The following is a 24,729-nucleotide window of genomic DNA, read 5'->3' as shown; positions in this document are numbered from 1 at the left end:
TCCCGGTGGGTGCGCCGCGCGTGGCGCACCCACCGGTTCCACGCGCCCTGGACCTACTCCCTCCCCTTCGGTCGCGGGCGTACGTCTTCCCCGCGACCGAGGGCGTACTACCTCCCCGCCTGTTTCCCTACGACTGAGGGCGTACTGCCTCCCCGCCTACTTCCCCGCGTTCCGCACCCGCAGGCCGCCGCGCTCGTTCTCCTTGAGCGCGCGGCCGATGATCAGGCGCTGGATCTGGTTGGTGCCCTCGAAGATCTGCATGACCTTGGCCTCGCGCATATAGCGCTCGACGGGGAAGTCGCGGGTGTAGCCGGCGCCGCCCAGCACCTGGACCGCGTCGGTGGTGACCTTCATGGCGTTGTCGGTGGAGATCAGCTTGGCGATCGACGCCTCGGACTGGAACGGGAGCCCCTCGTCCTTGAGACGGGCGGCGGCCAGCGTGGTGGCCCGGGAGACCTGCACCGCCGCGGCCATGTCGGCGAGGACGAAGGCCAGCCCCTGGTGCTCGATGATGGGCCGGCCGAACGTCTCCCGCTCCCGCGAGTAGCGCAGCGCGTGGTCCAGCGCTCCCTGCGACAGGCCCGTGGCCACCGCCGCGATGCCGAGCCGTCCGCAGTCCAGCCCGGCGAAGGCGATCCTGAGCCCCTCGCCCTCCTCGCCGAGCCGGCGGCGGGCCGGGACACGTACGTTCTCCAGGCGCACGGTGGCGGTGGCGGACCCGGTCAGGCCCATCTTCTGCTCCGGGGGATCGGCCACCACGCCCGGAGTGTCGGCCGGGACGAGGAAGCAGGAGATGGCGCGTGAGCCCTCGTCGGACGTACGCGCCATGACCGTGTAGAAGTCCGCGTACCCACCGTGCGTCGTCCAGGCCTTCGCGCCGTTGAGCACATAGTCGTCGCCGTCCCGGACCGCCCGGGTGCGCATCGCGCCCGGGTCGGAACCGGCGTGGGCCTCGGACAGGCAGTAGGCGCCGAGCAGCTCGCCGCCGAGCATGTCAGGCAGCCACTCCTTCTTCTGTTCCTCGGTGCCGAACGAGGCGAGGGCGAAGCAGGACAGCGCGTGCACCGAGACACCGACCGCCACGCTCGCCCACACGGCGGCGATCTCCTCGAGAGCCTGGAGGTAGACCTCGTAGGGCTGGTCACCGCCGCCGAACTCCTCGGGGTAGGGCAGGCTCAGCAGCCCGGCCCTTCCGAGCGTGCGGAAGACCTCGCGGGGGAAACGCCCCTCGGCCTCCGCCTCGGCGACGCGCGGGGCGAGCTCCTTCTCGGCGAGCTCGCGGGTCAGGGCGATCAGGTCGACGGCTTCCGGCGTGGGGAGCGTGCGGGTCGCGGGCATGGCATGTCCTCGGTGGTGGCAGTTCGCTGGACGATTTTGATACGCCAGGCGATACAACAGTATCGTTTTTGGTACCGTCCGGCCACGGCGACCCTCGACGGATCCACCGGGCCGCCGGCCGGTCTGCTCGTCCTGGAACTTGCCGGGCTCGGGCCGGCTCCCCACGCGGCCCTTGTACTGGCCGATCTCGACCCCGCCCGGCTGCCCGCCCAGGGCGACCGGGGAGGGCAGCCGGTGCCGCGGGAGCGGTTCGCTTCCCGGAGCCGAGACGACTGGGCTGCGTATTCCGCCGGAACGAAGGTGTGTGTCATGCCCGTACTCATGCTCGCCGCGGCCGGCCGGCCGGCACCCGCATCCGGTGGCTGGCCCGGGGCACCCTCGTCGAGATCGACGGCGTCCCTCAGGCCGTACCCGCCCCACGGTTCTCCAGTACCTCTGGCTCGCGGTTGTCCCGCCCGCCCGGTCTGCGGGCGACCGCCTTGGGCGAGCCGGGAGTGGACACGCCGACGGTGCCGCCGCGGGACCGGGGCCGTGGACGCGTGGGACGCGCGGACGTCAGGCGGGCGTCAGGGTGAGACGGCGTGGACGATGAGCGACGCCAGCTCGGCGTAGGCCTCGGCGTCGTTCAGCCCGGTGCGGGCAGTGACCTCGCCCCGCTGGATCTCCTGCATCGTGGCGGCCACCACCTCGCCCACGAACGCGGCATGGACGTCCCGGAACGCGCCGGCGGCCACGCCGTCCGCGATCAACTGCCTGATCCTGCCCGCGGCCAGGCGCGTGTTGGCCTCGTACACCTCGCGCGCCGGCTCGAACTGGGCCATGTCGTCGAGGAACCGCCGGGACAGCGGTCGCAGCTGCTGGGCGACCGCGTTCAGGTAGACCACCACGCGCTCGGAGGGCGCGGAGGTGTCGGCGACCCGCTTCTCGACGGCCTGGGCGGCCTCCCGGAAGTAGTGTTTCACCGCCTCCCGGACCAACTCCTGCTTGCTGCCCGCCAGTTGGTACAGCGTCGTCTTCGAGCAGTGCAGCCGCTCGGTCAGCTCGTCGAGGGTGAACGCCGCGAAGCCCTCCGCCACCAGCAACGCGACCAGCCGTTCGAGCAGGTCGGTCTGGCGGGCGGTGCGACGTGTGGACGGCATGATCTCAGCGTAACCGTTCCTCCTTTACCGTAACCGTCCCCCCTCCAGGAGGGTGATTTCTGACGGGAGGCGCGCGGCCCGGGGTCGGCGGGCGGCCCAGCCCCCGTCGACGACGACCGTCTGACCGGTGACGTGGCTTCCGGAGTCGCCGGCGAGCCATGGCACGGCACGGTGCCGACGACGTCCTCGGGGCTGCCCTCCCGCCGCAGCGGAGTGTTGCGGCGCAGATGCGCGGCGGCGCGGTCGCCCTCGTACGGCGGACCGGTGATCTCGCTGCGGAGAAGCCGGGGGTCACCGCGTTCACGGTGTTCACCCGGATCGGGTGTCGCGCCCACTGCACCGCGAGCTCGGCGGGTCAGCCCGGACAGTCCGGCCGTGCTCACCCCGGGCAGCCGACCGGAGGAGGAGGAGGAGGAGGAGGAGGAGGAGGAGGAGGAGGAGGTCGAACGACCGGGCGCCGGACGGGTCAGGGCGAGCGGGCCGAGGGCGTCCTCGACGACGTCCTCGTCGGCACCCTCGGGTACGGGACGGCCCGGCTCGGTGATAGAGGTCGGCCCGCTCGACCAGGCCGACCTCCGTACGGCGGTCCTCGGCCTGGGCGCGGACGCCTGCCTCGCAGACGGCCGCCGCCGCGTACCCGTCCCAGCAGCTCGCCCCGGTGACCTCGCCCCGCGGTGCGGCGTCGACCCAGGCCTGCACCTCGCGGTCGTACGGCTCCGCGAACCGCTCCACGAAGTCGCGGGCGATCGAACCTCCCCACCGTCCGGCCGAGTTGACCAGCATCCCGTGGTCCTCGCCGGTCCGTGCCGTTCTCGCAGACGGCTCGGCGTCGTAGCGCCGCGTGAAGCCCACCTGGACCCGCCGGTGCCCGAGCCGGAGCTCGGCCTCCAGCGCGCGCGGCGCGGAGGCCGCGTCCGGGGTGAGCGGTTTCTCGCACAGTGCCGGCAGGTCGTGCTCGAAGGCGGTGAGCGGTGCCGCCTCGTGAGGGGGGTCGGGGGAGGCGATGATCGCGGCGTCGACGTCGTGGGCCGCGAGGGCCGTGGCCGGGTCCGTGTACGCGGTGCAGCCGGCGATGCCGTCGGCGAGTCCTTTGGCCCGCTAGGCGTCGATGTCCGCGACCGCGCTCACCCGCGCCCCGCTGATGACCTGGGTGATCCGCCGGACCTGGTCGGCCCCATCCGGCCGGTACCGATGACGGCGACCCCGAGTGCCGCGTGCTGGGGCATGAGGTTCGGTGGTCCCTTCGGTGAGTCGGGCGCAGCAAGACGCAGGCCGTTCAGGAGGTCCCTTCGGGGGAGGAGGGCGCAGGTGCCCGAAGGTCCTCCGCTTCCGGGAGCTCCTGTAGGTCGACCCCGCGCACCTGGGCCAACTCGTGTTTGAGCGCGGCAAGTTCGGCGCCGCCCGCCATGTGGTCGGTGAGCTCCTCCAGGCCTATCTCGCCGCGGTCGGCGCTGAGTTCGAGCGTGCCGAGCCGCAGTACGCTGAAGTGGTCGCCGACCATGTAGGCGTGGTGCGGGTTGTGGGTGATGAAGATGACGCCGAGGCCGCGGTCGCGGGCGGCGGCTATGTACTTGAGGACGACACCGGACTGTTTGACGCCGAGCGCGGCGGTCGGTTCGTCGAGGATGAGGACACGGGCCCCGAAGTGGACGGCCCGGGCGATGGCCACGGACTGCCGCTGGCCGCCGGAGAGCGTGCCGATCGGCTGGTCGAGGTCGTCGAGGGCGATGCCCATGTCGCGCAGTTCTCTGTCGGCGGTCCGCTTCATCAGCGCGATGTCGAGACGACGTACGGGCCAGGGCCCTCTGGTGAGCTCGGAGCCGAGGAAGAAGTTCCGCCACACCGGCATCAGCGGCACTGTCGCGAGGTCCTGGTAGACGGTGGCGATGCCCTTGGCGAGGGCCTCGCGCGGGGTGCTGAAGCGCACCGCCTTGCCGTCCACGAGGAACTCGCCCTCGCTGTGCTGGTGCAGTCCGGAGACGATCTTGATGAGGGTGGACTTGCCGGCGCCGTTGTCGCCGAGGACGCAGGTCACCCGGCCGGGGTGGACGGACAGGGAGACGTCGTGCAGGGCGCGGATATTGCCGTACGACTTGCCCGCGCCGCGCAGTTCGACGATCGCGGCGCTGCCGTCCCCGGGCGGGGTGTCCGGGAGGACGGCGCCCGCGGTTCCGGATCCGTTGCTTGTCATGGGTCGGTTCACCTCCGGGTCGCCGTGCGGCGGACCCACAGATTGACGAGCGTGGCGCCGAGCAGCATCACGCCGAGGAAGGCCTTGAACCAGTCGGGGTTCCAGCCGGCGTAGACGATGCCCTGGTTCACCATGCCGAACATGAAGGCGCCGAAGACCGGGCCGATCGCCGAGCCGTAGCCGCCGGTGAGCAGACAGCCGCCGATCACCGCCGCGGCGATGTAGATCAGTTCCTGGCCGACGCCCTCGCCCGACTGCACGGTGTTGAACGAGAACAGCTCGTGCATGCCGACGAACCAGGCGCCGAAGCCGACCGTCATGAACAGCGTGATCTTGGTGAAGGTCACCGGAACGCCGACCGCGCGGGCGCTGTCCTGGTCGCCGCCGACCGCGAAGACCCAGTTGCCGTACTTGGTGCGCAGCAGCACCCAGGTGGCCAGCGCCGCGAAGACCAGCCACCAGACGATCGTGATCTTCACCTGGACGCCGCCGACGTCGAACGACGAGGCGAAGATCTGCTTCGCCTGGCCGAAACCGTCCATGTCGCTGATGTCGTCCGTGGCGACGTTGCCGGTGACCAGCTTGGTGACGGCGAGGTTCACGCCTTGCAGGATCAGGAAGGTCCCGAGCGTCACCAGGAAGCTCGGGAGCCCGGTGCGGACCATCATCCAGCCGTTGAACGCCCCGATCCCGAGGGAGACGACGAGCGCGACGACGACACCCGCCCAGACGTTCATGGTCAGTTGGTAGCTGAGCATGCTCGCCGTCAGAGCCGAGGTGATCACCGCGACACCGGCGGACAGGTCGAACTCCCCGCCGATCATCAGCAGCGCCACGGGCAGTGCCATGAGACCGATCGTCGACGACTGGTAGAGCACCGTCGCCATCGAGCTGCCGGAGCGCACCGAGGGTGCCGCGATCAGGAAGAACACGAACACGGCGACGGCGCCGAGGAACACCCCGACCTCGGGCCGGGCGAGCAGCCGCAGCGCCAGGGGGCGCCGGACCGTCCGCCCGTCGGGCGTCCGGGGGCCGGGAACCGGCGGCGCGGTCACCGTCGGCCCGGCCTGCCCGGCCGTGCTCATCACCGGGTGCCGTTCGCGGCGAACTTGGCGACGGCGTCGACATTGCCCTTGTCGACGAACGCCGGACCGGTCAGTACCGGCTGCTCGCCGCCGCCGCTGTAGTTGCCGTTGTTCTTGTAGAGCCACAGCGAGTCGATCGCCAAGTAGCCCTGGAGGTAGGGCTGCTGGTCGACGGCGAACTGGATGGTGCCCTTGCTGATGGCGCCGGTGAGGTCTTTGTTGAGGTCGAAGGTGGCGATCTTCGCCTTGCTGCCGGCGTCGGCCACCGACTGCACCGAGGTCAGGGCGTACGGGGCGCCGAGCGTCACGACGTAGTCGATCGCGGGGTCCTGCTTGAGCTTGGCGGTGATCGTGGACTTCACGGAGGGCATGTCGGTGCCGTTGACGTACAGGTTCTCCGTGGTGCCGCCGAATGTCTTCTTCACACCGTCGCAGCGCTGGGTGAGGCCGATGTTGCCCTGCTCCTGGACCACGCAGACGGTCTTCTTGGCACCTTCCGCGTTCAGCTTCTTGCCGAGCGCCTCGCCCGCGACGGTCTCGTCCTGGCCGAAGAACTCCGTCAGGCCCAGCTTCTTCCAGTCGCTGAGACCCGAGTTGAGCCCCACGACGGGTATACCGGCCGAAGTCGCCTTGCCCACCACGTCCTTCATGGCGTCAGGCTTGGCCAGCGTGATGGCGATGCCGTCGACCTTCTGGTCGATCGCGTTCTGCACCAGGTTGGCCTGACCGCCCGCGTTCGAGTCGGCGGAGTAGACGAGCTTGATGTTGTCCTTGGCGGCGGCGGCCTCGGCGCCCTTGCGGACGATGTCCCAGAACGTGTCGCCGGGCGCCTGATGAGTGACCAGGGCGACCGTCATCCGGGGTGTGTCCGCCTTTCCCGCGGCGCCACCGCCCCCGCTCTCCTCGGACTTCTTGCCGCCCGAGCTGCTGGAGCAGCCCGCGGCGAGCAGTGCGGACGCCGCGGCCAGGGCCACGAGGGGGGCGATTCTCCGGGAACGGGAGTGGAACGTGCGATCCATCTTTCCAGCACCTCACTGTGCGACCGGGGGAGAGGGAACGGGACGGTACGGGGCGCGGGGCCCCCGTGCGGGGTCCGCGGCGGCGGGTCCGGACGGCGGGTCCCCGGACGGTGAGTCCGGGGTCGATCCGGTGGAGCGGCGGTTGCGTTGGGACCGGATACAAGTCCCTGTCGCACCCACCTGTCAATACTTTGTTAAGACATCATTTCAGGAGTAGGTTCGAATGTCCGTACAAACTGTTGACAGGGGAGAGTGGAGCGTCCTACACCTGAGAGGCGCAGGGCGCCTCCTCGCCCCCTCGCCGCATCCCATGCATCCCCCACATCAGGAGCCTCACGCATGTCCGAGTCCGCCGTACCTCCGCGCACTTGACCGGGCCGACCGACAACACCCCCGAACGGAGCCCGACTTGAGCATCAGCATCCCCGATCTGGTCACCGTGCGCGCCCGGCACCCGGAGGCCATCGCCGAGGCGGCCGCCCGCCGGGTCCGCCGCCCGCTGATCGGCGACAGCGGCCGTCTGATGATCGTGGCCGCCGACCACCCGGCACGCGGCGCGCTCGGCGTCGGCGGCCACCGGCTCGCCATGGCCAACCGCGCCGACCTCCTCGAACGCCTCTGCGTGGCGCTGTCCCGGCCCGGCGTCGACGGGGTGCTCGCGACCGCCGACATCCTGGAGGACCTGCTGCTGCTCGGCGTCCTGGAGGAGAAGGTCGTGATGGGCTCCATGAACCGCGGCGGACTCGCGGGCGCCTCCTTCGAGATGGACGACCGCTTCACCGGCCACCGCGCCGAGGACATCGAGCGGTTCCGCTTCGACGCCGGGAAGCTCCTGTTGCGTATCGACTACGACGACCCCGGCTCGCTGACGACTCTGGAGGCCGGTGCCCGCGCCGTCGACGCCATGGCGGCACGCCGACTGCCCCTGTTCGTCGAGCCGTTCATATCCCACCGGGAGAAAAGCACCGGCGCGGTCCGCAACGACCTGAGCGCCGACGCGGTCACCCGGTCCATCGCCATCGCCTCGGGTCTCGGCGGAACCTCCGCGTACACCTGGCTCAAACTGCCCGTCACCAGTGACCCCGACGACATGACCGAGGTCCTCGAGACCTCCACCCTGCCCGCCGTACTGCTCGGCGGAGAGGTGGGCACGGACCAGGAGGTCACGTACGAGAGATGGCGCAAGGCCCTCCGGCTGCCCACCGTCCAGGGCATGGTCGTCGGCCGCTCGCTTCTCTACCCGGCCGACGGCACGGTGGAGACGGCGGTGGACACGGCCGTCGCCCTCCTCTGACCTCGTATCCGGACACGCCCCGCACGGCGGCGGCGATCCCGGGAAGGGTCCCGGGGATCACTCCGCGCCGATCGTCACCCACGCGCCCGACTCCGCGGAGCGCGCCATCGCGTCCAGGGCGGTCGCGCTGCGGACCGCGTCGACCGGCGTCGCGCCGTACGGCCTGTTGTCGGCGATGGACCGAAGGAAGGTGTGCGCCTCGACGACCTTGAGGTCGTCGTAGCCCATGCTGTTCGCCGCGCCCGGCTGGAAGGCGGCGTAGTCCCCGGCCCCCGGACCGACGTACACGGTGCTGACCGGCTGGTCCTGGTACGCCGTGCCCCGGCTGACCCCGAGTTCGCCCATCCGGCGGAAGTCCCAGAACACCGCGCCCTTGGTGCCGTGGATCTCGAACCCGTAGTTGTTCTGCTCGCCCACCGAGACCCGGCACGCCTCCAGGACGCCGCGCGCACCGGAGGTGAAGCGCAGCAGGCAGTTGACGTAGTCCTCGTTCTCCACGGGCGCCGGCTCGCCGCCCGTCGCGCGTGTGTGACCCGCGGTCGCGCCGTCCGGCCGGGCCCGCAGCGGCACGAAGACCGCGGTGTCCGCCGCCAGCGCCTCGATCTCGCCCAGCAGGAAACGGGCCAGGTCGACGCCGTGCGAGGCCAGGTCGCCGAGGACCCCGCTGCCGCCCCGCTCCCGCTCGTAGCGCCAGGTCAGCGCGCCCTCCGGATGGGCCGCGTAGTCGCTGAAGAGGCGGATGCGTACGTGGGTGACGTCACCGATGCCACCGGAGGCGACCAGTTCGCGCGCGGCCACGACGGCGGGAGCGTTGCGGTAGTTGAAGCCGACAGTGCCCCGGACTCCGGCCTTGGCCACCGCGTCCGACACGGCTCGGGCGTCGTCGACGGTCAGGCCAACCGGCTTCTCGATCCAGATGTGCTTGCCGGCCTCGGCCATGGCCACACCGATCTCACGGTGCAGGAAGTTCGGCGCGGTGATGCTCACGGCCTCGACGCGCGGATCGGCGGTGATGTCCCGCCAGTCGCGCAGGGCCGTGGCGAAGCCGTACCGCGCGGCGGCCTCCTCGGCCCGGCCCGGTACCTCGTCGGCGACGGCGACCGGTTCGGGACGCAGGGCGAGGTGCGGGAAGTGGTGGAGCACGCGGGCGTACGCCTGGGTGTGCACCCGCCCCATCCAGCCGAACCCCACGACGGCGACACCGAGCGCACGCACCATGACTGTCCTTCCTCGGACCGGTCCGACGAACTCCCGCCTCTCAGTGAAGCCCAATCCCGTCCACGTGCCCAGCAGTCCGCCGAGAGCCCGGCCGCCGTCGGGCGCGCTCCAGGCCTGTGCGCAAGCGGGGCGCGCGCCGCCGCTCAGGCCAGTTTCTTCAGCAGCTCCGCCGCGAGCGGGGCCGCGGAGGCCGGGTTCTGGCCGGTGACGAGGTTGCGGTCGACGACCACCTTCGGGACCCACGGCTCGCCCTCCTGGAAGTCGACTCCCGCCGCGACGAGCCGGTCCTGGAGCAGCCACTCGGCCTTGTCGGCGAAACCGGCCTGGGTCTCCTCGACGTTCGTGAACGCCGAGACCCGGTAGCCCGCGAAGGAGTTGGTGCCGTCCTCCCGGGTGGCGGCCAGCAGCGCCGCCGGACCGTGGCACACCACGCCGAGCGGCTTGCCCGACTCCAGCGTGCGGGTGAGCAGCCGGCCGGACTCGGTGTCGGCCGAGAGGTCCTCCATCGGGCCGTGCCCGCCCGGGTAGAAGACGGCGGCGTAGTCGTCGAGGTTCACCTCGGCCAGCTTGAGCGGCTGCCGCAGCTCCGCCATGGACGCGAGGGTGCGCTCGACCTCGTCGGCGCCTTCCTGGCCACCGTTGAACTCGGGCGCCAGGCTCCCCTGGTCCACGGTCGGCACGACCCCGCCCGGAGTGGCGACGACGACATCGTGCCCGGCCTCCTTGAAGACCTCGTACGGGGCGGCGGCCTCCTCGGCCCAGAAGCCGGTCGGATGCTGCGTGCCGTCGGCGAGCGTCCAGTGGTCGGCGCCGGTCAACACGAAAAGGATCTTCGACATGGTGTGATTCTCCGAGGGTGCGGGCCCTGACGGCCTGGAGCGGATTCCGGTCGTACGCCGCTGACGTTCCGTACGTGGACCGGCAGGGCGGCGATGTACTCGACCGTATGCGGGCGGGACGCGGGTGACCAACAGGGAACCCGCGCGGTCCTGGGGTACCCGGTGGGACCACGCGCACACCCGTCGACCGGGACGATGCCCGGAAGCCCCGGAAGCCCCGACCGCCTAGCGGGCGACGGACGCGCGCTGTTCCAGGACAAGCAGTGCCCGCTCCGCCCACTCGATGATCGCCCGCTCGAAGGCGCGTCCCCCCAGGAGAGTGAGATACGGTCCGACGCGCTCGGCGCCGGCGAGGTACTCGTCCTCGGTGCGCCCGTCGAGCAGGCGGGCCCCGATCCGGTCGTAGTGCGCCAGTTTGGCGCGAGCGCCCTCCAGCCGCTCGGCGATCGCCGTCCGGACGGCGTCGGCGTCCCCCTCGTCGAGGGCGTACACCTTGACCATCAGCTCGTCGCGGATCGCCGTGGGCCTGGCGGGCCCGGCGGTGAAGGCGGACAGGGCGCCGAGACCCGCCGCGGTCAGCGAGAACACCCGTTTGTTGGGCCGGCGTTCCTGCCGCACGAGCCGGGCCTCGATGAGCCCCTCGGACTCCATCCGGTCGAGTTCCCGGTAGAGCTGCTGCGGGGTCGCCATCCAGAAGTTGGCCACCGAGGCGTCGAACCCCTTGGCCAGGTCGTAGCCCGACGCCTCGCCCTCCAGGAGCGCGGCCAGTACCGCGTTGCGCAATGCCATCCTGCAAGGCTAGACGGCATGCGGTCTCCGGACTAATCTCATCCGCACCTAATCAATTAGTTGAGTAAGAAGGGCGGGCGCAATGAACTCCTTCCGCAAGGCCGTGGAGGCCGGAGACCTCGGCGCGGTCGAGGAGCTGCTGGCCGACGACGTCGTGTTCACCAGCCCCGTCGCCTTCAAGCCCTACCCGGGCAAGGCGATCACCGCGGCCATCCTGCGCGGTGTCTGGCGTGTCTTCAGCGACTTCCGCTACGTCCGTGAGATCGCCGGTGCCGACGGCCGTGACCACGCGCTGGTCTTCACGGCCAAGGTGGGGGACAAGGAGATCAACGGCTGCGACTTCCTGCACTTCGACGAGAACGGACGCATCGACGAATTCACCGTGATGGTGCGTCCGTTGACGGCGGCGCAGGCGCTCTCCGAGGCGATGGGCGCGCAGTTCGCGCAGATCTCCAAGGAGGCGGCCGGCGCGTGAGGTTCCTGCCCCGCGCTGTTTGAACCGACTTCCTCCGGCTACCCGCCTGTTGTGACGACGACGACATCGCAGCAGGAGCTCTTCCGGTTCCTGGAGGACCGCTTCGCCTGCGCCCAGGCCTGCACCGAGTGTGCCCGGACCTGTGCGCTGCGCGCGAGCCTCCTGGATCCCGACGGGCCGAAGAACCAGGAAGCCGCACGGCGCGCCGGCGTCCTGTGCGCCGAGGCGTGCGAGGCGACTTGCCTTGTGCTGTCCCGCCAACTGGGGCAGGACGAGAGGGGTATCCGCGTCCAGCTGGAGTGGTGCCGTGACGTCTGCCTGGAGTGCGCCGGCGCCTTCGACGAATGCCCCGGCGCGGAGGCCGCCGCGAAGACCTGCCGTGAATGCGCCCAGGCGTGCGCGGACTTCATCGCCACGCTGAGGTGAGTCCGAGGGCAATCCGGTTCAGCCCGGGGTGAGTTCGAAGGCATACCGGTCAAGGCCTGCGGTGAGGGCGAGGGCAGCCCGCGGCAGGACGCCGGGATGAGGGCGCAGGCCGCCCGGGTCGGAGTCCGTTGTGATGGCAACGGCCGCCCCGATCAGGCCGGTTCGGCGAGTGGGCGTCCTGCGCGGAGGTTCCAGCGCCCCGCGCGCCCGCTCAACTCCGTGACGGTGAGCGGCGGCACGTCCACGCGCCAGAACGCCGACTCCGGCGCCCCCAGCACCCGTACCACCAGGGCCCGTACGACCTCGGGCTCCACCACCGCGACGGTACGGCCGTCGAACTCGCCCGCCGCGTCGAGGCGTTCCGTCACCCGGTCGCAGAACGCCCGCACCGACTCCCCGTCGTGCGGCGCCGACCCGGGATCGGCGAGCCAACGCGCCACCGCCTCCGGCTCCTTCGCGCTCACCTCGGCCAATGTCGCCCCGCGCCAGCGGCCCACGTCCAGACCGGCCAACTCCGGTGCCTCAAGGGCGCCGTCGAGCCCGAGCGCCTCCGCGGTCTGCCGGCATCTCACGGTGGGGGAGACCCACAGCCGGCCACCGGCCGGAACCGCACCCGCGTCGACCGCCGTCCGGGCGGCCCGCAGGCCCGCGGCGTCGACTGGGCTGCCGTCGTCGAAGCGGGCCTCGCGCAGCGCCTCACTGATCGCCGCGGAGATCAAGATCACTCGGCTGGTCATGCCATCACTCTCATGCGTTCACTCTTACGCGTCGGGGGCCGGGCTCATACGCCGGGCTCGTGTGTTGGGGACCGCGTGTTGCGGACCGTGTCCGGAGCCAAACCCCTGGTCCGGCAGGGCGGTTGCCGTGCTTCCCGGCGCGTGGGGCGCACATGGTGAGGGATGTGCGCCCTTGGCCGGGAACCGGCTTCGCGGTACGGTCACGTGGATATTGACGACGGTTCGGCGGAAGCCCGGTGGAAATCCGGCACGGTCGCGCCACTGTAAGCCCAGCACTTGTCGCTCCGGCCAGGGGCGGTGGAGTCGGGCCAAGTCAGACCCGTGGCTGTCGTCCTGTGCACCACCGAGATGGGACGCGAGTTCCCCAGGAGGTTCTGCCGCATGGCGCAGTCCGTCGTCCAGCCGACCGTCACCCCCACCGCCGTTCCCGCCAAGCTGCCGATCGGCGCGATCGTCCCCTGGGCGGTCTTCTTCGGCATCCTGATGCTGGTCCTGCTCTACTTCGTCGGCGCCGAACAGGGCGCCACCTCCGTCGTGTCCGGCGAGAACGTCCACGAATGGGTCCACGACGCCCGCCATCTGCTCGGTTTCCCCTGCCACTGACGGCGACGGGGAACGTACGAGCCACGATATTCCGCGACGGCCGGAAACCCGGCCCGGGCACAGGGGGGGGGGGGGGGGGGGGGGGGGGGGGGGGGGGGGAGAGGGGGGGGGGGGGGGGGGGGTTGGTGTCTGTGCAGCCAACAAGGGCTGGTGTGGGGGGTGGGGGAGAAAGGCGGGGGGGAGGGCGTCCCCCCCCCCCCCCTCACCCCCCCCCCCCCCCCCCCCCCCCCCCCCCCCCCCCCCCCCCCCCCCCCCCCCCCCCCCCCCCCCCCACTGTGCGTAGGCAGGCGCCCTCGCCCACATCGGGGACCCGGCGCCCACGTCATCGGCATTCCCAATTTCTGGAACACGTTCTACGGTGTGCGCCGTCAGGTCGGGCTCGGGAGGGCAGGAGGCGCCGTGCATCTCGAATACACGCCGGAGCAGCAGCGGTTGCGGACCGAACTGCGGGTCTACTTCGCCGAGTTGGTACCGGACAACGCCTACGCGCGCTACGGCGATCCGGCGGCGCAGAAGCGCTTCTACCGCGAGACGATCCGGCGGCTCGGCGCGGACGGCTGGCTCGGGGTCGGCTGGCCCGAGGAGTACGGCGGCCGGGGCCTGAGCCCGATGGAGCAGTTCGTCTTCTTCGACGAGGCGGCCCAGGCGGGGGTACCGCTGCCGCTGATGGCCCTCAACACCGTCGGACCGACGATCATGCGGTTCGGTACGGAGGAGCAGAAGTCGTACTTCCTGCCGAAGGTCCTCTCCGGCGAACTCGACTTCGCGATCGGCTACAGCGAGCCCGACGCCGGGACGGACCTCGCCGCGCTCAGGACCAAGGCCGTACGGGAAGGCGACGAGGAGACCGGCCACTACACGGTCAACGGCCAGAAGATCTGGACGACCAACGGCGACACGGCCGACTGGGTGTGGCTCGCGGTCCGTACCGATCCGGACGCCCCGCCCCACAAGGGCATCACCATGCTCCTCGTGCCGACCTCCGATCCCGGCTATTCGTGCACCATCATCAACACGCTCGCCTCGCACGACACCACCGCGAGCTACTACGAGAACATCCGCGTCCCCGCCACGCGCAGGGTCGGCGAGGAGAACAAGGGCTGGCGGCTGATCACCAACCAGCTCAACCACGAGCGCGTCACCCTCGCGGCGCACGGCACCATGGCCATCCGCGCCCTGCACGACGTCCAGCGCTGGGCGATGGAGACCAAACTCGCCGACGGCCGCCGCGTCGTCGACCTCCCCTGGGTGCGCCGCCTCCTCGCCCGCACACACACCAAGCTGGACGCCATGAAGCTCCTCAACTGGCGGATGGTGAACGCCGTCCAGGAGGGCACGCTCACCCCGCAGGACGCCTCCGCCGTCAAGGTGTACGGCTCCGAGGCGCGCCGGGACGCGTACGCCTGGCTGATGGAGATCGTCGCGGCCCCCGGTGTCCTCAAGGAAGGCTCCGCCGGCGCGGTCCTGCGCGGCGAACTCGAACGCGGCTACCGATCGGCCGTGATCTTCACCTTCGGCGGCGGCAACAACGAGATCCAGCGGGAGATCATCTCGTGGATCGGACTGGGGATGCCCCGGGTGCGGCGCTAGCGCGATGTGACAAAGATTTATAGTTGGCACAAAAGAGGGATAGTTGGCACCGGACCGAGGGCGCGGACCGGAGGGTGGCGGGCCTGGCTTGCAGACTATTTCAGGCGGCTGACCTGCCGCTTTCTCACGGCTGGTGAGGGTCGGGCGTGCTGTGCGTCCATGTCTCCTACTCGATGACCGTACGTATGGAGACGCGGAGGTGCAGATTCTGGTCGCAGGTTGTCCCGAGTCGTGTTGAGTCTCAGGCGTCCGCGCCAGCAGAGCTGCGCGCTGCTTCGTCCCCCAGCGTGAGGCCTGTGATCCTCATGCTGAGGTCGACCTGGACAGGATGTCGTCGATGCGGACTTGGAGGCTGGCCTCACGGTCGCAGGTGCTCGCCAGATGCGCCGCGTAGACGTCGAGACGTCTACGGAGATGGAGCCGGGCACCGCGCAAGTCGTCTCTCTGGAGAACGGAGAGTTCCCTGGTGAGCGAGGTGACGTCATCGCCGTTGCGCTCGGATTCGCAGATGACGGGGCTGTGGACAGGTTCGCCCTGAGTGGCTCTGCTCCATGCGAGGGCGGATCCAATCCCAGAGTCGCCCCGCTCGTGAAGTCTGCGAAGGCGCGGGATGCCAGCAGTCAGGAGGCGCCACTCTTCACTCGCCATGCGGCACTCGGCCAGGCGCTGGCGGCGGTTCGCATAATTGATCCGGTCCTCGGTGACATCAAGGTGGTCTGCGATCTGGTCGACTCGTCGGTCGAACTCAGGCCACAGGTTAATAGGGTCGAAGCGCTTGGCGAGGCCGGATAGGAGCTTGGCGGCCATCTTAGGATCAGGTCGAGGACCTCGGCGCATCGGGGCCAGGAGGCGCCGATGATGAGTCTCACGAGCCGGATAGAGGCGGCGCGGGGGACTGTAAAACGTTCGACCCTGGCTTTGAACTCCCCTCGCGGGGTGCCGCTTGTGACGGTGAGGGACGAGTTCATCAGGTGTCTCTGTATGTGTGGTTGCGGGCCGCCGTGCCGTGGTCAGGGTGCAGCCTGGGGCGGGGTGGAGTGGCGGACGAAGACGGGCTTGAGGTGCTTCTCGGGCAGGGCGTCGGGGAGTTGTTCCCAGTCGAGGACGTGGGAGACGACTCGGGCGGGGTCGACGGTGCCGGAGGCGGCGAGGTCGAGGGCGTCGGGGATGTGGGCGCGAACGTTGTCGCGGGCGATGCGCAGGGTGACGCCGGTGAGGTACATGTCGAGGAGTGGCAGTTCACCGGGGCGGAAGTGGTTGCCGGCTGATTCGCAGATGCCTTCGGGCGCGAGTGACTTGACGGCGAGGGTGAGCTGGTCGACGCGCCCGGTTGCCTCGACCGCGAGGTCGAAGCCGTGGCGGATCGCTTCGATCGATTCGGCGGTGCGGGCGCCGAAGCCCTCGGCGAGCTTGCGGTGCTCCGCGTCGGGGTCGACGTAGAGAACGTCGGAGGCGCCGAGGGCGCGGGCGATGTCGCAGACGTACAGGCCGATGCTCCCACGGGCGACGACCAGGACCCGGGCGCCGGGGCGGGCCTTGAGGTGGGGCGCGACCAGGCGCCAGGACAGCGACCAGTTGTCGCTCGCCGAGGCCATCGCGACCGGGTCGAGACCGACGGGCAGGGGCACCAGCATGGCGTCCGCGTACGGGACGCGGACCAGGTCGGAGAAGAGGCCGCCCCAGTTGCCGCCGATCGGCGCGCCGTACATGGCCATGTGCGGGACCGAGGTGCAGTGGGCGGTGAGTCCGTTGCGGCAGTGGTCGCAGGTGCCGCAGCTGATGGACCAGGGTACGACGACGAGGTCGCCGGGGGCCACGGTGGTCACCGCGTCGCCGATGTCGGTGACGCGGGCGATGCACTCGTGGCCGAGGGCGAACGGCGGATCGATGAAGCCGTGCCCGGCCAAGATTGCCGAGTCCACGTCGCAGGAGGTCGCGGCGATCGGCGCGACGATCGCCTCCTGGTCGGACTGGAGCTCGGGGTCCGGGGCCTCGCGCCATTCGACCGTGCGGCGGGCGACGTATGTCAGCTCACGCATCCGCCTGCTCCTTGTTCTGCCGCGCCAGAGCGACCAAGTCGGCGTAGCGGATGACGGAGCCGCCCGCTCCCCAGGTTCCGTCCTGCTGCTCATGCACGAGCACCCACACTCGCAGCGCGTCGTCGGGGGAGAGGCCGGCGGCTGACAGAACGGTCTTCGTCGCGTCCTGGACCAGGCTGGCTTTGCGCCGCTCGGACAACGCCCCCCGCGGCACCGTCACCTCCACCAGGAAGCGGGGAGCGTCGTCCTCGGCGGTCCCTTGGGTGCGTTCGGGCAGCTCGACGAGGTAGCTCCACGCCTGGGCGCGGAAGAAGGCGGTGTCGGGCGCGCCCTCCCAGCGCAGCAGCACGGCCGCAAGGTCGCGCTGAACGGTGGTGCGGCCCTCTTTGGTGAGGGCTCCGGCAGGCACGGTCAACCGGATCATGGGCATGGCAGCTCCTATGACGATCGTTATAGACCTGGGTCACGGTAGGCTATGACGGTCGTTATAGCGAGAGGGGAGTGCGAGATGGCCAAAGGCGGTACGCCGTCCCGTGAGCGGATCGTGGCCGGTGCCGCGGACATGATCAGTCGGCGCGGCCTGAGTGCGACGAGCATCCGGGAGATGGCCAAGCACGCCGAGGCGCCGCTCGGCTCGACGTACCACTACTTCCCCGAGGGCAAGCAGCAACTGGCCGCCGAGGCGGTCCGCTTCACGGGCGAGTGGGTCGCGCGGAGGCTGCGCAAGGAGCTGGAACCCGGGCCGGCGGCGGGGCTGCGGGCGTTTCTGGACCTGTGGCGGAGGATCGTCGTCGAGAGCGACTTCCATGCCGGCTGCCCCGTTCTGGCCGTAGCCATCGAGGAGCCCCCGGCCGACGAGGTGCCGCCCGCCCTGGTGGCCGCCGCTGAGGTGTTCGAGCAGTGGGAGAGCTTGCTGGCCGCATCGCTGCGGGAGCACGGCGCCGGGGCCGAGCAGGCTGCGCAGCTCGCCACGCTCATCGTCGCCGCCGTCGAGGGGACGGTGGCGATGTGCCGCGCCAAGCGCAGCACTCAGCCCCTCGATCAGGCCGCCGAACAGCTTCAGGCCCTCATCGCCACCGCAACCAGGGACTGAGCCGAGCCGGGCCCGGCCGACCGGTCTTTCGCCGGGTCGGCCCTCGCTACCAGGAAGGCGGGCGGGAGGAACGAAGGAGTGGGGGACTTTGACAACGCCGTGATTTCACGGCGTGACGTCGTCCAGGAGCCAGGAGCCAGGAGCCAGGAGCCAGGAGACGATGGAGACGACGCGGCGCGGGTCAGCAGACAGCGGTGGTGCTGTCCACGCGGAGGGGAGCATTCGTGCGGGCAGTGATGTCCTCGATCGTGACACCGGGGGCGGTTTCGACGAGGGCGAGGCCGTCTGGGGTGATGTCGAGGACACCGAGGTCGGTGATGACGCGGTGCACGCACTGTTCTCCTGTGAGCGGGAGGGTGCATTCTTTGAGGATCTTGGGGCTGCCGTCCTTGGCGGTGTGTTCCATGAGGACGATGACCCGGCGGGCGCCGTGGACGAGGTCCATGGCTCCGCCCATGCCCTTGACCATCTTGCCGGGGATCATCCAGTTGGCGAGGTCGCCCCGCGCCGAGATCTGCATGGCACCCAGCACGGCTGTGTCGATGTGGCCGCCTCGGATCATGCCGAAGGAGAGGGCGGAGTCGAAGAAGCTTGCGCCGGGCAGGACGGTGACGGTCTCCTTGCCCGCGTTGATGAGGTCGGGATCGACCTCCGTTTCCGTGGGGTAGGGGCCCGTACCGAGGATGCCGTTCTCGGAGTGCAGGACAACATGCACGCCGGCCGGCAGGTGACCGGGGATCAGCGTCGGCAGGCCGATGCCCAGGTTGACGTAGGAGCCGTCGGTGAGTTCGGCGGCGGCGCGGGCGGCCATCTGGTCGCGGGTCCAGGCCATCAGGAACGTACCGTCCTCTTCTCGATCTTCTTGTCGGCGGCTTCCTCGGCAGTGAGCGCCACGATCCGCTGGACGTAGATGCCGGGCAGGTGGATTTCGTCGGGGCGCAGCTCGCCCGGCTCGGTGAGTTCCTCGACCTCGGCGATCGTGATGCGGCCGGCCATTGCGGCCAGAGGGTTGAAGTTGGCTGAGGCTTTCCGGAAGACGAGGTTGCCGTGGCGGTCGCCGCGCCAGGCCCGTACGAGGGCGAAGTCGGTGATGATGCCGTGTTCCAGGACGTGTGTGCGGCCCCCGAAGTCGCGGGTCTCCTTGGGCGGGGAGGCCACGGCGACCGAGCCATCGGGCCCATACCGCCAGGGCAGTCCGCCCTGGGCGACCTGCGTACCGACACCTGCTGGGGTGTAGAAGGCCGGAATACCGGCGCCGCCGGCCCGCAGGCGCTCGGCCAGAGTGCCCTGGGGCACCAGTTCGACCTCGAGTTCTCCGGACAGGTATTGCCGGGCGAACTCCTTGTTCTCACCCACATAGGAACCGGTGACTCGGCTGATGCGGCTCGCGGCGAGGAGAACGCCGAGGCCGCGGTCGTCGACGCCGCAGTTGTTGGAGATGACCTTCAGACCGCTCGTGCCGTGCGCGTGCAGGGCGCGGATGAGGGCTTCGGGTACGCCACTGAGTCCGAAGCCGCCGACGGCCAGCGAGGCGCCGTCGGGTATGTCGGCGACCGCTTCAGTGGCGCTCGCTCGGACCTTGTTCATGCGAAGGAGTCCTTTCAGGGGCTCGTGCCGGGCAGGACGGCGGAGCAGTCGCCGTCGACGACGAGGTTGGCTCCCGTGATGCGGGCGGCTCCGGCGTAGATGATGTCGATGCCGCCGAAGGCGTCCACGGCTTCGTGGACCCAGGAGGAGACGGACTGCTCGTCGGTGACGTTCAGGGGGCCGGGGGTCAGGACGGTCCCGCCTTCGCGGGCGATGAGCTGCTGTGTCTCGAGTGCCTGCTCGTGCAGCAGGTCGCCTCCCACGACGAGCGCGCCCTCGGCCGCGAAACGCAGTGCTGCGGCCCGGCTCTGACCGCTGGCGGTCCCGGAGATCAAGGCCACCTTGCCGTCGAGTCGCCTCACGCGCCGGCCTCCCCAAGGAGGGCGTCCGACACGGACTTCACGCCGCCGTGCGCGGTCAGGCCGCCGTCGACGGCGATCTCCGCGCCGGTGATGAAGGAGGATTCGTTCGACAGGAGGAAGACGACCAGCGGGGCCACCTCGGCCGCGGTGCCCGTGCGCCCGAGCGGGGTCTCGCGGATGTTGGCTTCACGGAAGGCCGGCGCGGCGGAGGCGGTCATCTCGGTCTCGATGTAGCCGGGGTGGATCGTGTTGACGCGGATGCCGCGCGGGCCGAGTTCCGTGGCCGCGGTCTTCGACAGGCCGCGCAGGGCCCATTTGCTGGTCGTGTAGGCGACCGGATAATGAGCGGTGAGGGCCGCCGAGGAACCGACGTTCACGATCGATGAGCCGGGCGGCATGAGCGGGGCGAGGTGCTGAATGCCGAGCAGCGGGCCGCCCACGTTGACCGTGTGGACACGTGCCAGGTCTTTGGGGCGCACGTCGCCGACGCGGGCCCGCCAGGTGATGCCGGCGTTGTTCACCAGGCCGTGTACCTGCCCGTACGCCTCCTTGAGCTCGGCGGCCAGTTCCGCCCAGTCCTTCTCGCTGGTGACATCGAGGCGACGACAGCCCGCGGCGGATGCGACGTCGGTGGCGATGACGCGGGCTCCCTCCCGCACCAGTGCCTCGGCCTCGGCGGCCCCCTGGCCCCGGGCCGCTCCGGTGACCACGACGACCTTGCCGAGCAGCCTTTTGGGGTGCAGGTCGCTCACGGCCTCTCCCGGGAGCGGCGCCGGCCGAAGGGAAGGGCGATGAGTTCAGGGCCGGGGGCGACGGTGTTGGACACGGTGCCGATGCCCTCGACCGTGAGCGTGACGGTGTCGCCCGGTTTGAGCGGGGGCGGGGTCTGTTCTCCGCGTACGCCCCACAGTTCGGCCAGGCAGCCGCCGTTTCCGCAGGTGCCGGAGCCGAGTACGTCGCCCGGGACGACCCGGGTGCCGCGGGAGGCGTACGCGACCATTTCCTCGAACGTCCAGCTCATGTTGGACAGCAGGTCCCTGCCGACGACCTCGCCGTTGACTTCAGCAGTGAGGGCCAGCCTGAGGAAGCCGTCGTCGTCCCGATGCCGCTCGAGCTCGTCGGCGGTGACCAGGTACGGGCCGAGGGTGGTGGCGGTGTCCTTTCCCTTGCACGGGCCGAGACCCACCTTCATCTCGGCGGACTGAAGGTCCCGTGCGGACCAGTCGTTGAAGACCGTGTAGCCGATGATGTGCTCGCGTGCCTGGTCGGGAGTGAGGTCGCGGCCTTCGCGGCCGATGACCGCGGCAACCTCCAGCTCGAAGTCCAGGACTGCGGAGCCCGGCGGCATCGGAATGTCGTCGCCGGGCGCGTAGATCGCGTGCGGGTTGGTGAAGTAGAAGGTGGGCGCGGTGTACCACTGTTCGGGCACGCCGCCTGTTCCCTCCACCGAGCGGCGTACGCCCTCGACATGCTCCTCGAACGTGACGAAGTCCCGCACGGAGGCGGGCTGAAGGGGTGGCAGCAGGCGTACCTGGGAGACGTGCGGTCCGGCCGGGACGTCGAGGGTGGCGGCACCGAGATCGAGGAGTGCGGGGAGACCGTCCCCGGCGCTGATGACCTCGGTCAACGAGCGGAGGCCGGGCACGGGATACAGCACGCCATCGGCGTCGACCACGGCAACGCGGGGTTGATGCTGGTGTTCGTAGGCGGCGAAGCGCATGAGCAGCTCCTGGCTGGGACTGAGCCCGAGGCGCGGCGCCGTGTGTCAGGGCAGGTGACAGGCTGCCGCGCCCCGGGAGTTCGGAGAGGGATCAGACCGGCGGGGCGACGAAGCAGCCGCGGTCGGGGTCGTTGAAGGACTCCTTGGCGACGAGCTCGTTCATCGGGTTGGCGGTGCCCCACTGGTCGGTGACCTCGGGCTGGGAGAAGTCGTAGACGTGCGGGTGCCAGGTGTCCTCGTCCAGGCATTCCAGCTCGGTCGTGTACTCGACGGTGTTGCCGTGCGGGTCGAGGAAGTACGTGAAGGTGTTGTCGCCGGCCATGTGGCGGCCGGGGCCCCAGATCTTCTTGAAGCCGGCCCGGATCACACGGCCGGAGCCACGCATGTACTCGTCGATGCCGCGCATTTCGAACGACACGTGGTGCAGGGAGGCGTGCGGTCCCTTCGCCAGTGCCATCGAGTGGTGCTGGTTGGAGATCCGCATGAAGTGCATGACCTCGCCCATGTGCGGCGAGCTCAGGGTGTCGGAGAGCCGGAAGCCGAGGTGCTGCTCGTACCACTCCTTCGTCCGGTCCAGATCCGGGGAGTTGAGCACGACGTGGGACAGCTTGACCGGGATCGACTCCTTCTCCTCGATCTTGCGGTGCTGCCGTACCGCCACGTCGGCAGAGACCTCGATGGTCCGGCCGTCCACGTCGAAGAAGCGGAAGCCGTAACCCCCGCCGGGTGTGTCCACCTTGCCCGGGTGCGTGATCAACCGCACGCCACCGGAGAGGAGTTGTTCGGCGAGAGTGTCCACGTCAGCCGGCGAAGCGGCACCATAGGAGACGAGGTCGAGGCGCTTCTCCTCGGCCTTGCGCAGCCTGATGACGTACTGCTCGGGGGAGCCCTCGGCGGCGAGGAAGGAGATCCCGGAGTCCTCGGCGACCTTGGTCAGACCCCAGACACCCGCGTAGAAGTCGAGCTGCTTGTCGTAGTCGGGCACGGCCAGGTCGACGTGCCGCAGATGGGTGAGCAGTCGTGCGCTCATGAGGGTTCCTCCTCAGGACAGGGTCAGGTTGAGCAGGGCGGAGGCGGTACCGCCCCGGATGGCCTCGAAGTCGGCCTCGGAGACACGTGCGGCGCGCAGAGCGCCCACGGGGTCCTTCGTGCCCATGTCGAAGGGGAAGTCGGAGCCGAGCAGGACACGGTCGGGCCCGGCGACCCGGATCAGCTCCCGCAGGACGGACGGGTCGTGGACGAGCGAGTCGAAGTACAGGCGCTTCAGATAGCTGCTGGGCGGATGAGCGCAGCCGGCAGCCGCGTCGGTGCGGGCGGACCAGGCGTGGTCGGAGCGGCCGATGTGAGTCGGCAGATAGCCACCGCCGTGGGCGGCGATCACCTTCAGCCCCGGGTGACGGTCGAGCACTCCCGAGAAGATCAGGTGCGACAGTGCCACGGCGTTCTCCGTGGGCTGGCCCACGGTGTTGGACAGGTACCACTGGTCCAGGCGCTCGTCCAGCGTGCATCCGAAGGGGTGCAGGAAGATGACGGCGCCGGTCTCCTCCGCTCGCGACCAGAACGGCTCGTAGGCCGGGTCGGACAGTTCCAGGCCCGGAGCGTGGCTCGAGATCTCCACCCCGGCCAGACCCTGCTCCAGCGCGTGATCGAGCGCCCCCACTGTGTGGTCCGGGTGCTGGAGCGGTACCAACCCGAGGCCGCGCAGCCTGTGCGGAGCGGCTGAACAGTGCCTGGCTGTTGCCTCGTTGGCCAGCCGGTACAGCTTCTCGGCTGTCTCCTCGTCCGTCCAGTAGTGGTAGTGCGAGGGTGAGGGGCTGACGAGTTGGACGTCCACGCCCTGTGCGTCCATCGCGGCCAGCCGTGCGGCCGGGTCGGTGAGCTGCGGAATGCGCTCGCGCACCATGGGGCCGCTGACCGCGAGGGCCGCGGGGCCGTTGCGCCGGGCATCCAGCGCTCTCGCCATCGCCAGTCCGGGCAGGCCGTCGACGAGGGACTCGACTTCGGGCAGCAGCACGTGAGCGTGGACGTCGACGGTCGGTGAGGTCATGGCAGCTCCCGGAGCATCGTCATCGTGCGGCCCATCAGACCGGGTACGTCCGCGTCGCGTACGCCGTCGAGCTGCCACTGTCCGATCTGCACGGACGCCTCGACCACCGGACGGACGCGGGTGATACGCCGGTCGTAGTACGCCTGGAAGAGCGCGTCGTCCCAGACCTCGGCGCTGGTCAGCAGACGCGAGAGCACCCACGCGTCTTCCAGGGACAGGGCGGCGCCCTGCGCGAGAGTGGGCGGACAGCAGTGGGCGGCGTCACCGACCAGGACCACACGGCCCCGGTGCCAGGAGCCCTCGACCAGCATCCGGTCGAACCAGGTGTAGTTGACCTTCGCCGGATCGGTGATGTGCTCGGTGATCTCCGGCCAGAATCCCCCGTAGGCGGCGGCGAGGCCGCGCATCTCGTCGGCGTAGGACTCCGGCGGGATCGACGCCCGGTCGCGATTGGCCTCGACCACGTAGGCGTAGATCGTGGTGTCGCTCGTCGGACAGTAACCGGCGATGTAGGCCGGACCGCCGTAGGCGAGATCCGTGCGGGTGACGCCGGCCGGCCGGGGGACGGCGACGCGCCAGATGGCCATGCCGGTGGGTTCCGGCTTGGCGGTGATCCCGATGGCCGCGCGGGTGGTGGAACCCAGTCCGTCGGCGGCGATCACCAGGTCGTAGCGGCCCTCGCTGCCGTCGGTGAAGCGCGCGTTCACCCCTGTGCCGTCCTGCTCCAACTGCTCGACCCGGGTGCCGAGGCGCACCGATGCGCCGCTGGCACGGACGGCGTCGATCAGGATGCGCTGCAGCCGGGGGCGCTGCATGCCGACGGTGGCGGGCAGGTCGTCGCCGCCGGTTCGAATGTCGCGTGCGACATGCAGGACCGTTCCGTCGGGAGCGGTGATGCCGACGGATCCGAAACCGAAACCGGACGCGCTGACCTCCTCCCACACGCCCAGTTCGCGCAGCACACGCAAGGCGTTGCCCTGCAGGGTGATGCCTGAACCGGCGGTGGCGTTCCAGTCGTCCCTCGCCTCGATCAGGTCAACGGTCAGACCGGCCCGGCGCAGCAGAATGGTCATGGCGTTTCCGGCAGCGCCACCACCGATCACCAGGACCGTGCGGGCTGTGCTCATGGAGGACTCCC

At 70.2% G+C, this 24,729-nt stretch carries 26 protein-coding genes and 1 pseudogene; 6 read left to right on the top strand and 21 right to left on the bottom strand.

The window, feature by feature from the left end:
* Nucleotides 1–156 precede the first annotated feature (156 nt).
* The 6 genes and pseudogenes from ACZ6KY_RS17365 to ACZ6KY_RS17340 all read right to left on the bottom strand — a co-directional run bounded on the left by ACZ6KY_RS17365 (nt 157) and on the right by ACZ6KY_RS17340 (nt 6,772).
* Nucleotides 157–1,338 (bottom strand): acyl-CoA dehydrogenase family protein, encoded by a 1,182-nt coding sequence (locus tag ACZ6KY_RS17365; RefSeq protein WP_469311126.1) that lies wholly within the window; start codon nt 1,336–1,338, stop codon nt 157–159.
* A 566-nt stretch (nt 1,339–1,904) separates the two neighbouring features.
* Nucleotides 1,905–2,477: a TetR/AcrR family transcriptional regulator gene (locus tag ACZ6KY_RS17360; protein WP_469311125.1), complete on the bottom strand. Its 573-nt coding sequence runs from the start codon at nt 2,475–2,477 to the stop codon at nt 1,905–1,907.
* A 540-nt stretch (nt 2,478–3,017) separates the two neighbouring features.
* Nucleotides 3,018–3,703, bottom strand: a pseudogene (locus ACZ6KY_RS17355) (Gfo/Idh/MocA family protein); the annotation flags it as partial.
* Between the two features lie 50 nt (nt 3,704–3,753).
* The gene (locus ACZ6KY_RS17350; RefSeq protein ID WP_469311124.1) at nt 3,754–4,668 is read right to left on the bottom strand and encodes an ATP-binding cassette domain-containing protein; all 915 of its coding nucleotides are present in this window, start codon (nt 4,666–4,668) and stop codon (nt 3,754–3,756) included.
* 8 nt (nt 4,669–4,676) lie between these two features.
* Nucleotides 4,677–5,753: an ABC transporter permease gene (locus ACZ6KY_RS17345; RefSeq protein ID WP_469311123.1), complete on the bottom strand. Its 1,077-nt coding sequence runs from the start codon at nt 5,751–5,753 to the stop codon at nt 4,677–4,679.
* Nucleotides 5,753–6,772, bottom strand: a complete 1,020-nt coding sequence (locus ACZ6KY_RS17340) for a sugar ABC transporter substrate-binding protein (RefSeq protein WP_469311122.1) — start codon at nt 6,770–6,772, stop codon at nt 5,753–5,755. Before ACZ6KY_RS17340 ends, ACZ6KY_RS17345 begins: the two co-directional genes overlap by 1 nt.
* Nucleotides 6,773–7,181: 409 nt before the next feature.
* Between ACZ6KY_RS17340 and ACZ6KY_RS17335 the strand changes: the two genes are divergently transcribed.
* Nucleotides 7,182–8,066, top strand: coding sequence for a Cgl0159 family (beta/alpha)8-fold protein (locus ACZ6KY_RS17335; protein ID WP_469311121.1), 885 nt, complete (start codon nt 7,182–7,184; stop codon nt 8,064–8,066).
* A gap of 57 nt (nt 8,067–8,123) precedes the next feature.
* On the opposite strand, the gene ACZ6KY_RS17330 is transcribed toward ACZ6KY_RS17335, so the two are convergent.
* The 3 genes from ACZ6KY_RS17330 to ACZ6KY_RS17320 all read right to left on the bottom strand — a co-directional run bounded on the left by ACZ6KY_RS17330 (nt 8,124) and on the right by ACZ6KY_RS17320 (nt 10,912).
* The gene (locus ACZ6KY_RS17330) at nt 8,124–9,284 is read right to left on the bottom strand and encodes a Gfo/Idh/MocA family protein (RefSeq protein WP_469311120.1); all 1,161 of its coding nucleotides are present in this window, start codon (nt 9,282–9,284) and stop codon (nt 8,124–8,126) included.
* Between the two features lie 143 nt (nt 9,285–9,427).
* Nucleotides 9,428–10,123 carry a type 1 glutamine amidotransferase domain-containing protein gene (locus tag ACZ6KY_RS17325; RefSeq protein ID WP_469311119.1) on the bottom strand — a complete coding sequence of 232 codons (696 nt, stop codon included), beginning with the start codon at nt 10,121–10,123 and terminating at the stop codon, nt 9,428–9,430.
* 225 nt (nt 10,124–10,348) lie between these two features.
* Nucleotides 10,349–10,912, bottom strand: coding sequence for a PadR family transcriptional regulator (locus ACZ6KY_RS17320; RefSeq protein WP_469311118.1), 564 nt, complete (start codon nt 10,910–10,912; stop codon nt 10,349–10,351).
* An 82-nt stretch (nt 10,913–10,994) separates the two neighbouring features.
* Between ACZ6KY_RS17320 and ACZ6KY_RS17315 the strand changes: the two genes are divergently transcribed.
* Together ACZ6KY_RS17315 and ACZ6KY_RS17310 are read left to right on the top strand one after the other, a co-directional pair.
* A complete protein-coding gene (locus ACZ6KY_RS17315; RefSeq protein WP_469311117.1) occupies nt 10,995–11,387 on the top strand; it encodes a nuclear transport factor 2 family protein in 393 nt (130 codons plus the stop codon).
* A gap of 51 nt (nt 11,388–11,438) precedes the next feature.
* Complete coding sequence (locus ACZ6KY_RS17310) at nt 11,439–11,813, top strand: four-helix bundle copper-binding protein (RefSeq protein ID WP_469311116.1); 375 nt, start codon at nt 11,439–11,441, stop codon at nt 11,811–11,813.
* Between the two features lie 152 nt (nt 11,814–11,965).
* Here the strand turns inward: ACZ6KY_RS17310 and ACZ6KY_RS17305 are convergent, their stop codons facing one another.
* A complete protein-coding gene (locus ACZ6KY_RS17305) occupies nt 11,966–12,550 on the bottom strand; it encodes a histidine phosphatase family protein (RefSeq protein WP_469311115.1) in 585 nt (194 codons plus the stop codon).
* A 381-nt stretch (nt 12,551–12,931) separates the two neighbouring features.
* Between ACZ6KY_RS17305 and ACZ6KY_RS17300 the strand changes: the two genes are divergently transcribed.
* On the top strand, nt 12,932–13,153 hold the full coding sequence (locus ACZ6KY_RS17300) for a CbtB domain-containing protein (protein ID WP_469311114.1): 222 nt from the start codon (nt 12,932–12,934) through the stop codon (nt 13,151–13,153).
* Nucleotides 13,154–13,552: 399 nt separating this feature from the next.
* Complete coding sequence (locus ACZ6KY_RS17295) at nt 13,553–14,743, top strand: acyl-CoA dehydrogenase family protein (RefSeq protein ID WP_469311113.1); 1,191 nt, start codon at nt 13,553–13,555, stop codon at nt 14,741–14,743.
* Nucleotides 14,744–15,046: 303 nt separating this feature from the next.
* On the opposite strand, the gene ACZ6KY_RS17290 is transcribed toward ACZ6KY_RS17295, so the two are convergent.
* From ACZ6KY_RS17290 to ACZ6KY_RS17280, 3 genes are all read right to left on the bottom strand, one after another.
* The gene (locus ACZ6KY_RS17290) at nt 15,047–15,550 is read right to left on the bottom strand and encodes a hypothetical protein (RefSeq protein ID WP_469311112.1); all 504 of its coding nucleotides are present in this window, start codon (nt 15,548–15,550) and stop codon (nt 15,047–15,049) included.
* A gap of 203 nt (nt 15,551–15,753) precedes the next feature.
* Nucleotides 15,754–16,782 carry a zinc-dependent alcohol dehydrogenase gene (locus ACZ6KY_RS17285; RefSeq protein WP_469311111.1) on the bottom strand — a complete coding sequence of 343 codons (1,029 nt, stop codon included), beginning with the start codon at nt 16,780–16,782 and terminating at the stop codon, nt 15,754–15,756.
* A complete protein-coding gene (locus tag ACZ6KY_RS17280; protein WP_469311110.1) occupies nt 16,775–17,212 on the bottom strand; it encodes a tautomerase family protein in 438 nt (145 codons plus the stop codon). Before ACZ6KY_RS17280 ends, ACZ6KY_RS17285 begins: the two co-directional genes overlap by 8 nt.
* Before the next feature lie 78 nt (nt 17,213–17,290).
* On the opposite strand from ACZ6KY_RS17280, the gene ACZ6KY_RS17275 reads away from it, so the two are divergent.
* Nucleotides 17,291–17,875, top strand: a complete 585-nt coding sequence (locus tag ACZ6KY_RS17275; protein ID WP_266755509.1) for a TetR/AcrR family transcriptional regulator — start codon at nt 17,291–17,293, stop codon at nt 17,873–17,875.
* A gap of 181 nt (nt 17,876–18,056) precedes the next feature.
* Here ACZ6KY_RS17275 and ACZ6KY_RS17270 read toward each other — a convergent pair whose 3' ends face one another.
* The 8 genes from ACZ6KY_RS17270 to ACZ6KY_RS17235 all read right to left on the bottom strand — a co-directional run bounded on the left by ACZ6KY_RS17270 (nt 18,057) and on the right by ACZ6KY_RS17235 (nt 24,718).
* Nucleotides 18,057–18,707 (bottom strand): CoA transferase subunit B, encoded by a 651-nt coding sequence (locus ACZ6KY_RS17270; protein WP_326789523.1) that lies wholly within the window; start codon nt 18,705–18,707, stop codon nt 18,057–18,059.
* Entirely contained in the window at nt 18,707–19,462 is a 756-nt protein-coding gene (locus ACZ6KY_RS17265) for a CoA transferase subunit A (RefSeq protein ID WP_469311109.1), read from the bottom strand. The genes ACZ6KY_RS17270 and ACZ6KY_RS17265 overlap by 1 nt, the downstream gene beginning before the upstream one ends.
* A 14-nt stretch (nt 19,463–19,476) precedes the next feature.
* Nucleotides 19,477–19,824, bottom strand: coding sequence for an SDR family NAD(P)-dependent oxidoreductase (locus ACZ6KY_RS17260; RefSeq protein WP_469311108.1), 348 nt, complete (start codon nt 19,822–19,824; stop codon nt 19,477–19,479).
* Nucleotides 19,821–20,576, bottom strand: a complete 756-nt coding sequence (locus ACZ6KY_RS17255) for an SDR family NAD(P)-dependent oxidoreductase (protein WP_469311107.1) — start codon at nt 20,574–20,576, stop codon at nt 19,821–19,823. The genes ACZ6KY_RS17260 and ACZ6KY_RS17255 overlap by 4 nt, the downstream gene beginning before the upstream one ends.
* Nucleotides 20,573–21,544 carry a fumarylacetoacetate hydrolase family protein gene (locus ACZ6KY_RS17250; RefSeq protein WP_469311106.1) on the bottom strand — a complete coding sequence of 324 codons (972 nt, stop codon included), beginning with the start codon at nt 21,542–21,544 and terminating at the stop codon, nt 20,573–20,575. Before ACZ6KY_RS17250 ends, ACZ6KY_RS17255 begins: the two co-directional genes overlap by 4 nt.
* Before the next feature lie 91 nt (nt 21,545–21,635).
* Complete coding sequence (locus tag ACZ6KY_RS17245) at nt 21,636–22,574, bottom strand: VOC family protein (RefSeq protein ID WP_328664952.1); 939 nt, start codon at nt 22,572–22,574, stop codon at nt 21,636–21,638.
* 12 nt (nt 22,575–22,586) lie between these two features.
* Entirely contained in the window at nt 22,587–23,591 is a 1,005-nt protein-coding gene (locus tag ACZ6KY_RS17240; RefSeq protein ID WP_328455750.1) for an amidohydrolase family protein, read from the bottom strand.
* Nucleotides 23,588–24,718, bottom strand: a complete 1,131-nt coding sequence (locus tag ACZ6KY_RS17235; protein WP_328455752.1) for an FAD-dependent oxidoreductase — start codon at nt 24,716–24,718, stop codon at nt 23,588–23,590. Before ACZ6KY_RS17235 ends, ACZ6KY_RS17240 begins: the two co-directional genes overlap by 4 nt.
* Between the last annotated feature and the right edge of the window lie 11 nt (nt 24,719–24,729).

The organism is Streptomyces sp. NPDC042002 (assembly GCF_055588305.1).
Note: the sequence above shows the minus strand (reverse complement) of the source record. Positions and strands in the feature narration are given on the sequence as shown.

Coding starts and splice junctions, on each gene's coding strand:
- ACZ6KY_RS17365 (WP_469311126.1), bottom strand. CDS start 1,338: ATGCCCGCGACCCGCACGCTCCCCACGCCGGAAGCCGTCGACCTGATC.
- ACZ6KY_RS17360 (WP_469311125.1), bottom strand. CDS start 2,477: ATGCCGTCCACACGTCGCACCGCCCGCCAGACCGACCTGCTCGAACGG.
- ACZ6KY_RS17350 (WP_469311124.1), bottom strand. CDS start 4,668: ATGACAAGCAACGGATCCGGAACCGCGGGCGCCGTCCTCCCGGACACC.
- ACZ6KY_RS17345 (WP_469311123.1), bottom strand. CDS start 5,753: ATGAGCACGGCCGGGCAGGCCGGGCCGACGGTGACCGCGCCGCCGGTT.
- ACZ6KY_RS17340 (WP_469311122.1), bottom strand. CDS start 6,772: ATGGATCGCACGTTCCACTCCCGTTCCCGGAGAATCGCCCCCCTCGTG.
- ACZ6KY_RS17330 (WP_469311120.1), bottom strand. CDS start 9,284: ATGGTGCGTGCGCTCGGTGTCGCCGTCGTGGGGTTCGGCTGGATGGGG.
- ACZ6KY_RS17325 (WP_469311119.1), bottom strand. CDS start 10,123: ATGTCGAAGATCCTTTTCGTGTTGACCGGCGCCGACCACTGGACGCTC.
- ACZ6KY_RS17320 (WP_469311118.1), bottom strand. CDS start 10,912: ATGGCATTGCGCAACGCGGTACTGGCCGCGCTCCTGGAGGGCGAGGCG.
- ACZ6KY_RS17315 (WP_469311117.1), top strand. CDS start 10,995: ATGAACTCCTTCCGCAAGGCCGTGGAGGCCGGAGACCTCGGCGCGGTC.
- ACZ6KY_RS17305 (WP_469311115.1), bottom strand. CDS start 12,550: ATGACCAGCCGAGTGATCTTGATCTCCGCGGCGATCAGTGAGGCGCTG.
- ACZ6KY_RS17300 (WP_469311114.1), top strand. CDS start 12,932: ATGGCGCAGTCCGTCGTCCAGCCGACCGTCACCCCCACCGCCGTTCCC.
- ACZ6KY_RS17290 (WP_469311112.1), bottom strand. CDS start 15,550: ATGGCCGCCAAGCTCCTATCCGGCCTCGCCAAGCGCTTCGACCCTATT.
- ACZ6KY_RS17285 (WP_469311111.1), bottom strand. CDS start 16,782: ATGCGTGAGCTGACATACGTCGCCCGCCGCACGGTCGAATGGCGCGAG.
- ACZ6KY_RS17280 (WP_469311110.1), bottom strand. CDS start 17,212: ATGCCCATGATCCGGTTGACCGTGCCTGCCGGAGCCCTCACCAAAGAG.
- ACZ6KY_RS17275 (WP_266755509.1), top strand. CDS start 17,291: ATGGCCAAAGGCGGTACGCCGTCCCGTGAGCGGATCGTGGCCGGTGCC.
- ACZ6KY_RS17270 (WP_326789523.1), bottom strand. CDS start 18,707: ATGGCCTGGACCCGCGACCAGATGGCCGCCCGCGCCGCCGCCGAACTC.
- ACZ6KY_RS17265 (WP_469311109.1), bottom strand. CDS start 19,462: ATGAACAAGGTCCGAGCGAGCGCCACTGAAGCGGTCGCCGACATACCC.
- ACZ6KY_RS17250 (WP_469311106.1), bottom strand. CDS start 21,544: ATGCGCTTCGCCGCCTACGAACACCAGCATCAACCCCGCGTTGCCGTG.
- ACZ6KY_RS17245 (WP_328664952.1), bottom strand. CDS start 22,574: ATGAGCGCACGACTGCTCACCCATCTGCGGCACGTCGACCTGGCCGTG.
- ACZ6KY_RS17240 (WP_328455750.1), bottom strand. CDS start 23,591: ATGACCTCACCGACCGTCGACGTCCACGCTCACGTGCTGCTGCCCGAA.
- ACZ6KY_RS17235 (WP_328455752.1), bottom strand. CDS start 24,718: ATGAGCACAGCCCGCACGGTCCTGGTGATCGGTGGTGGCGCTGCCGGA.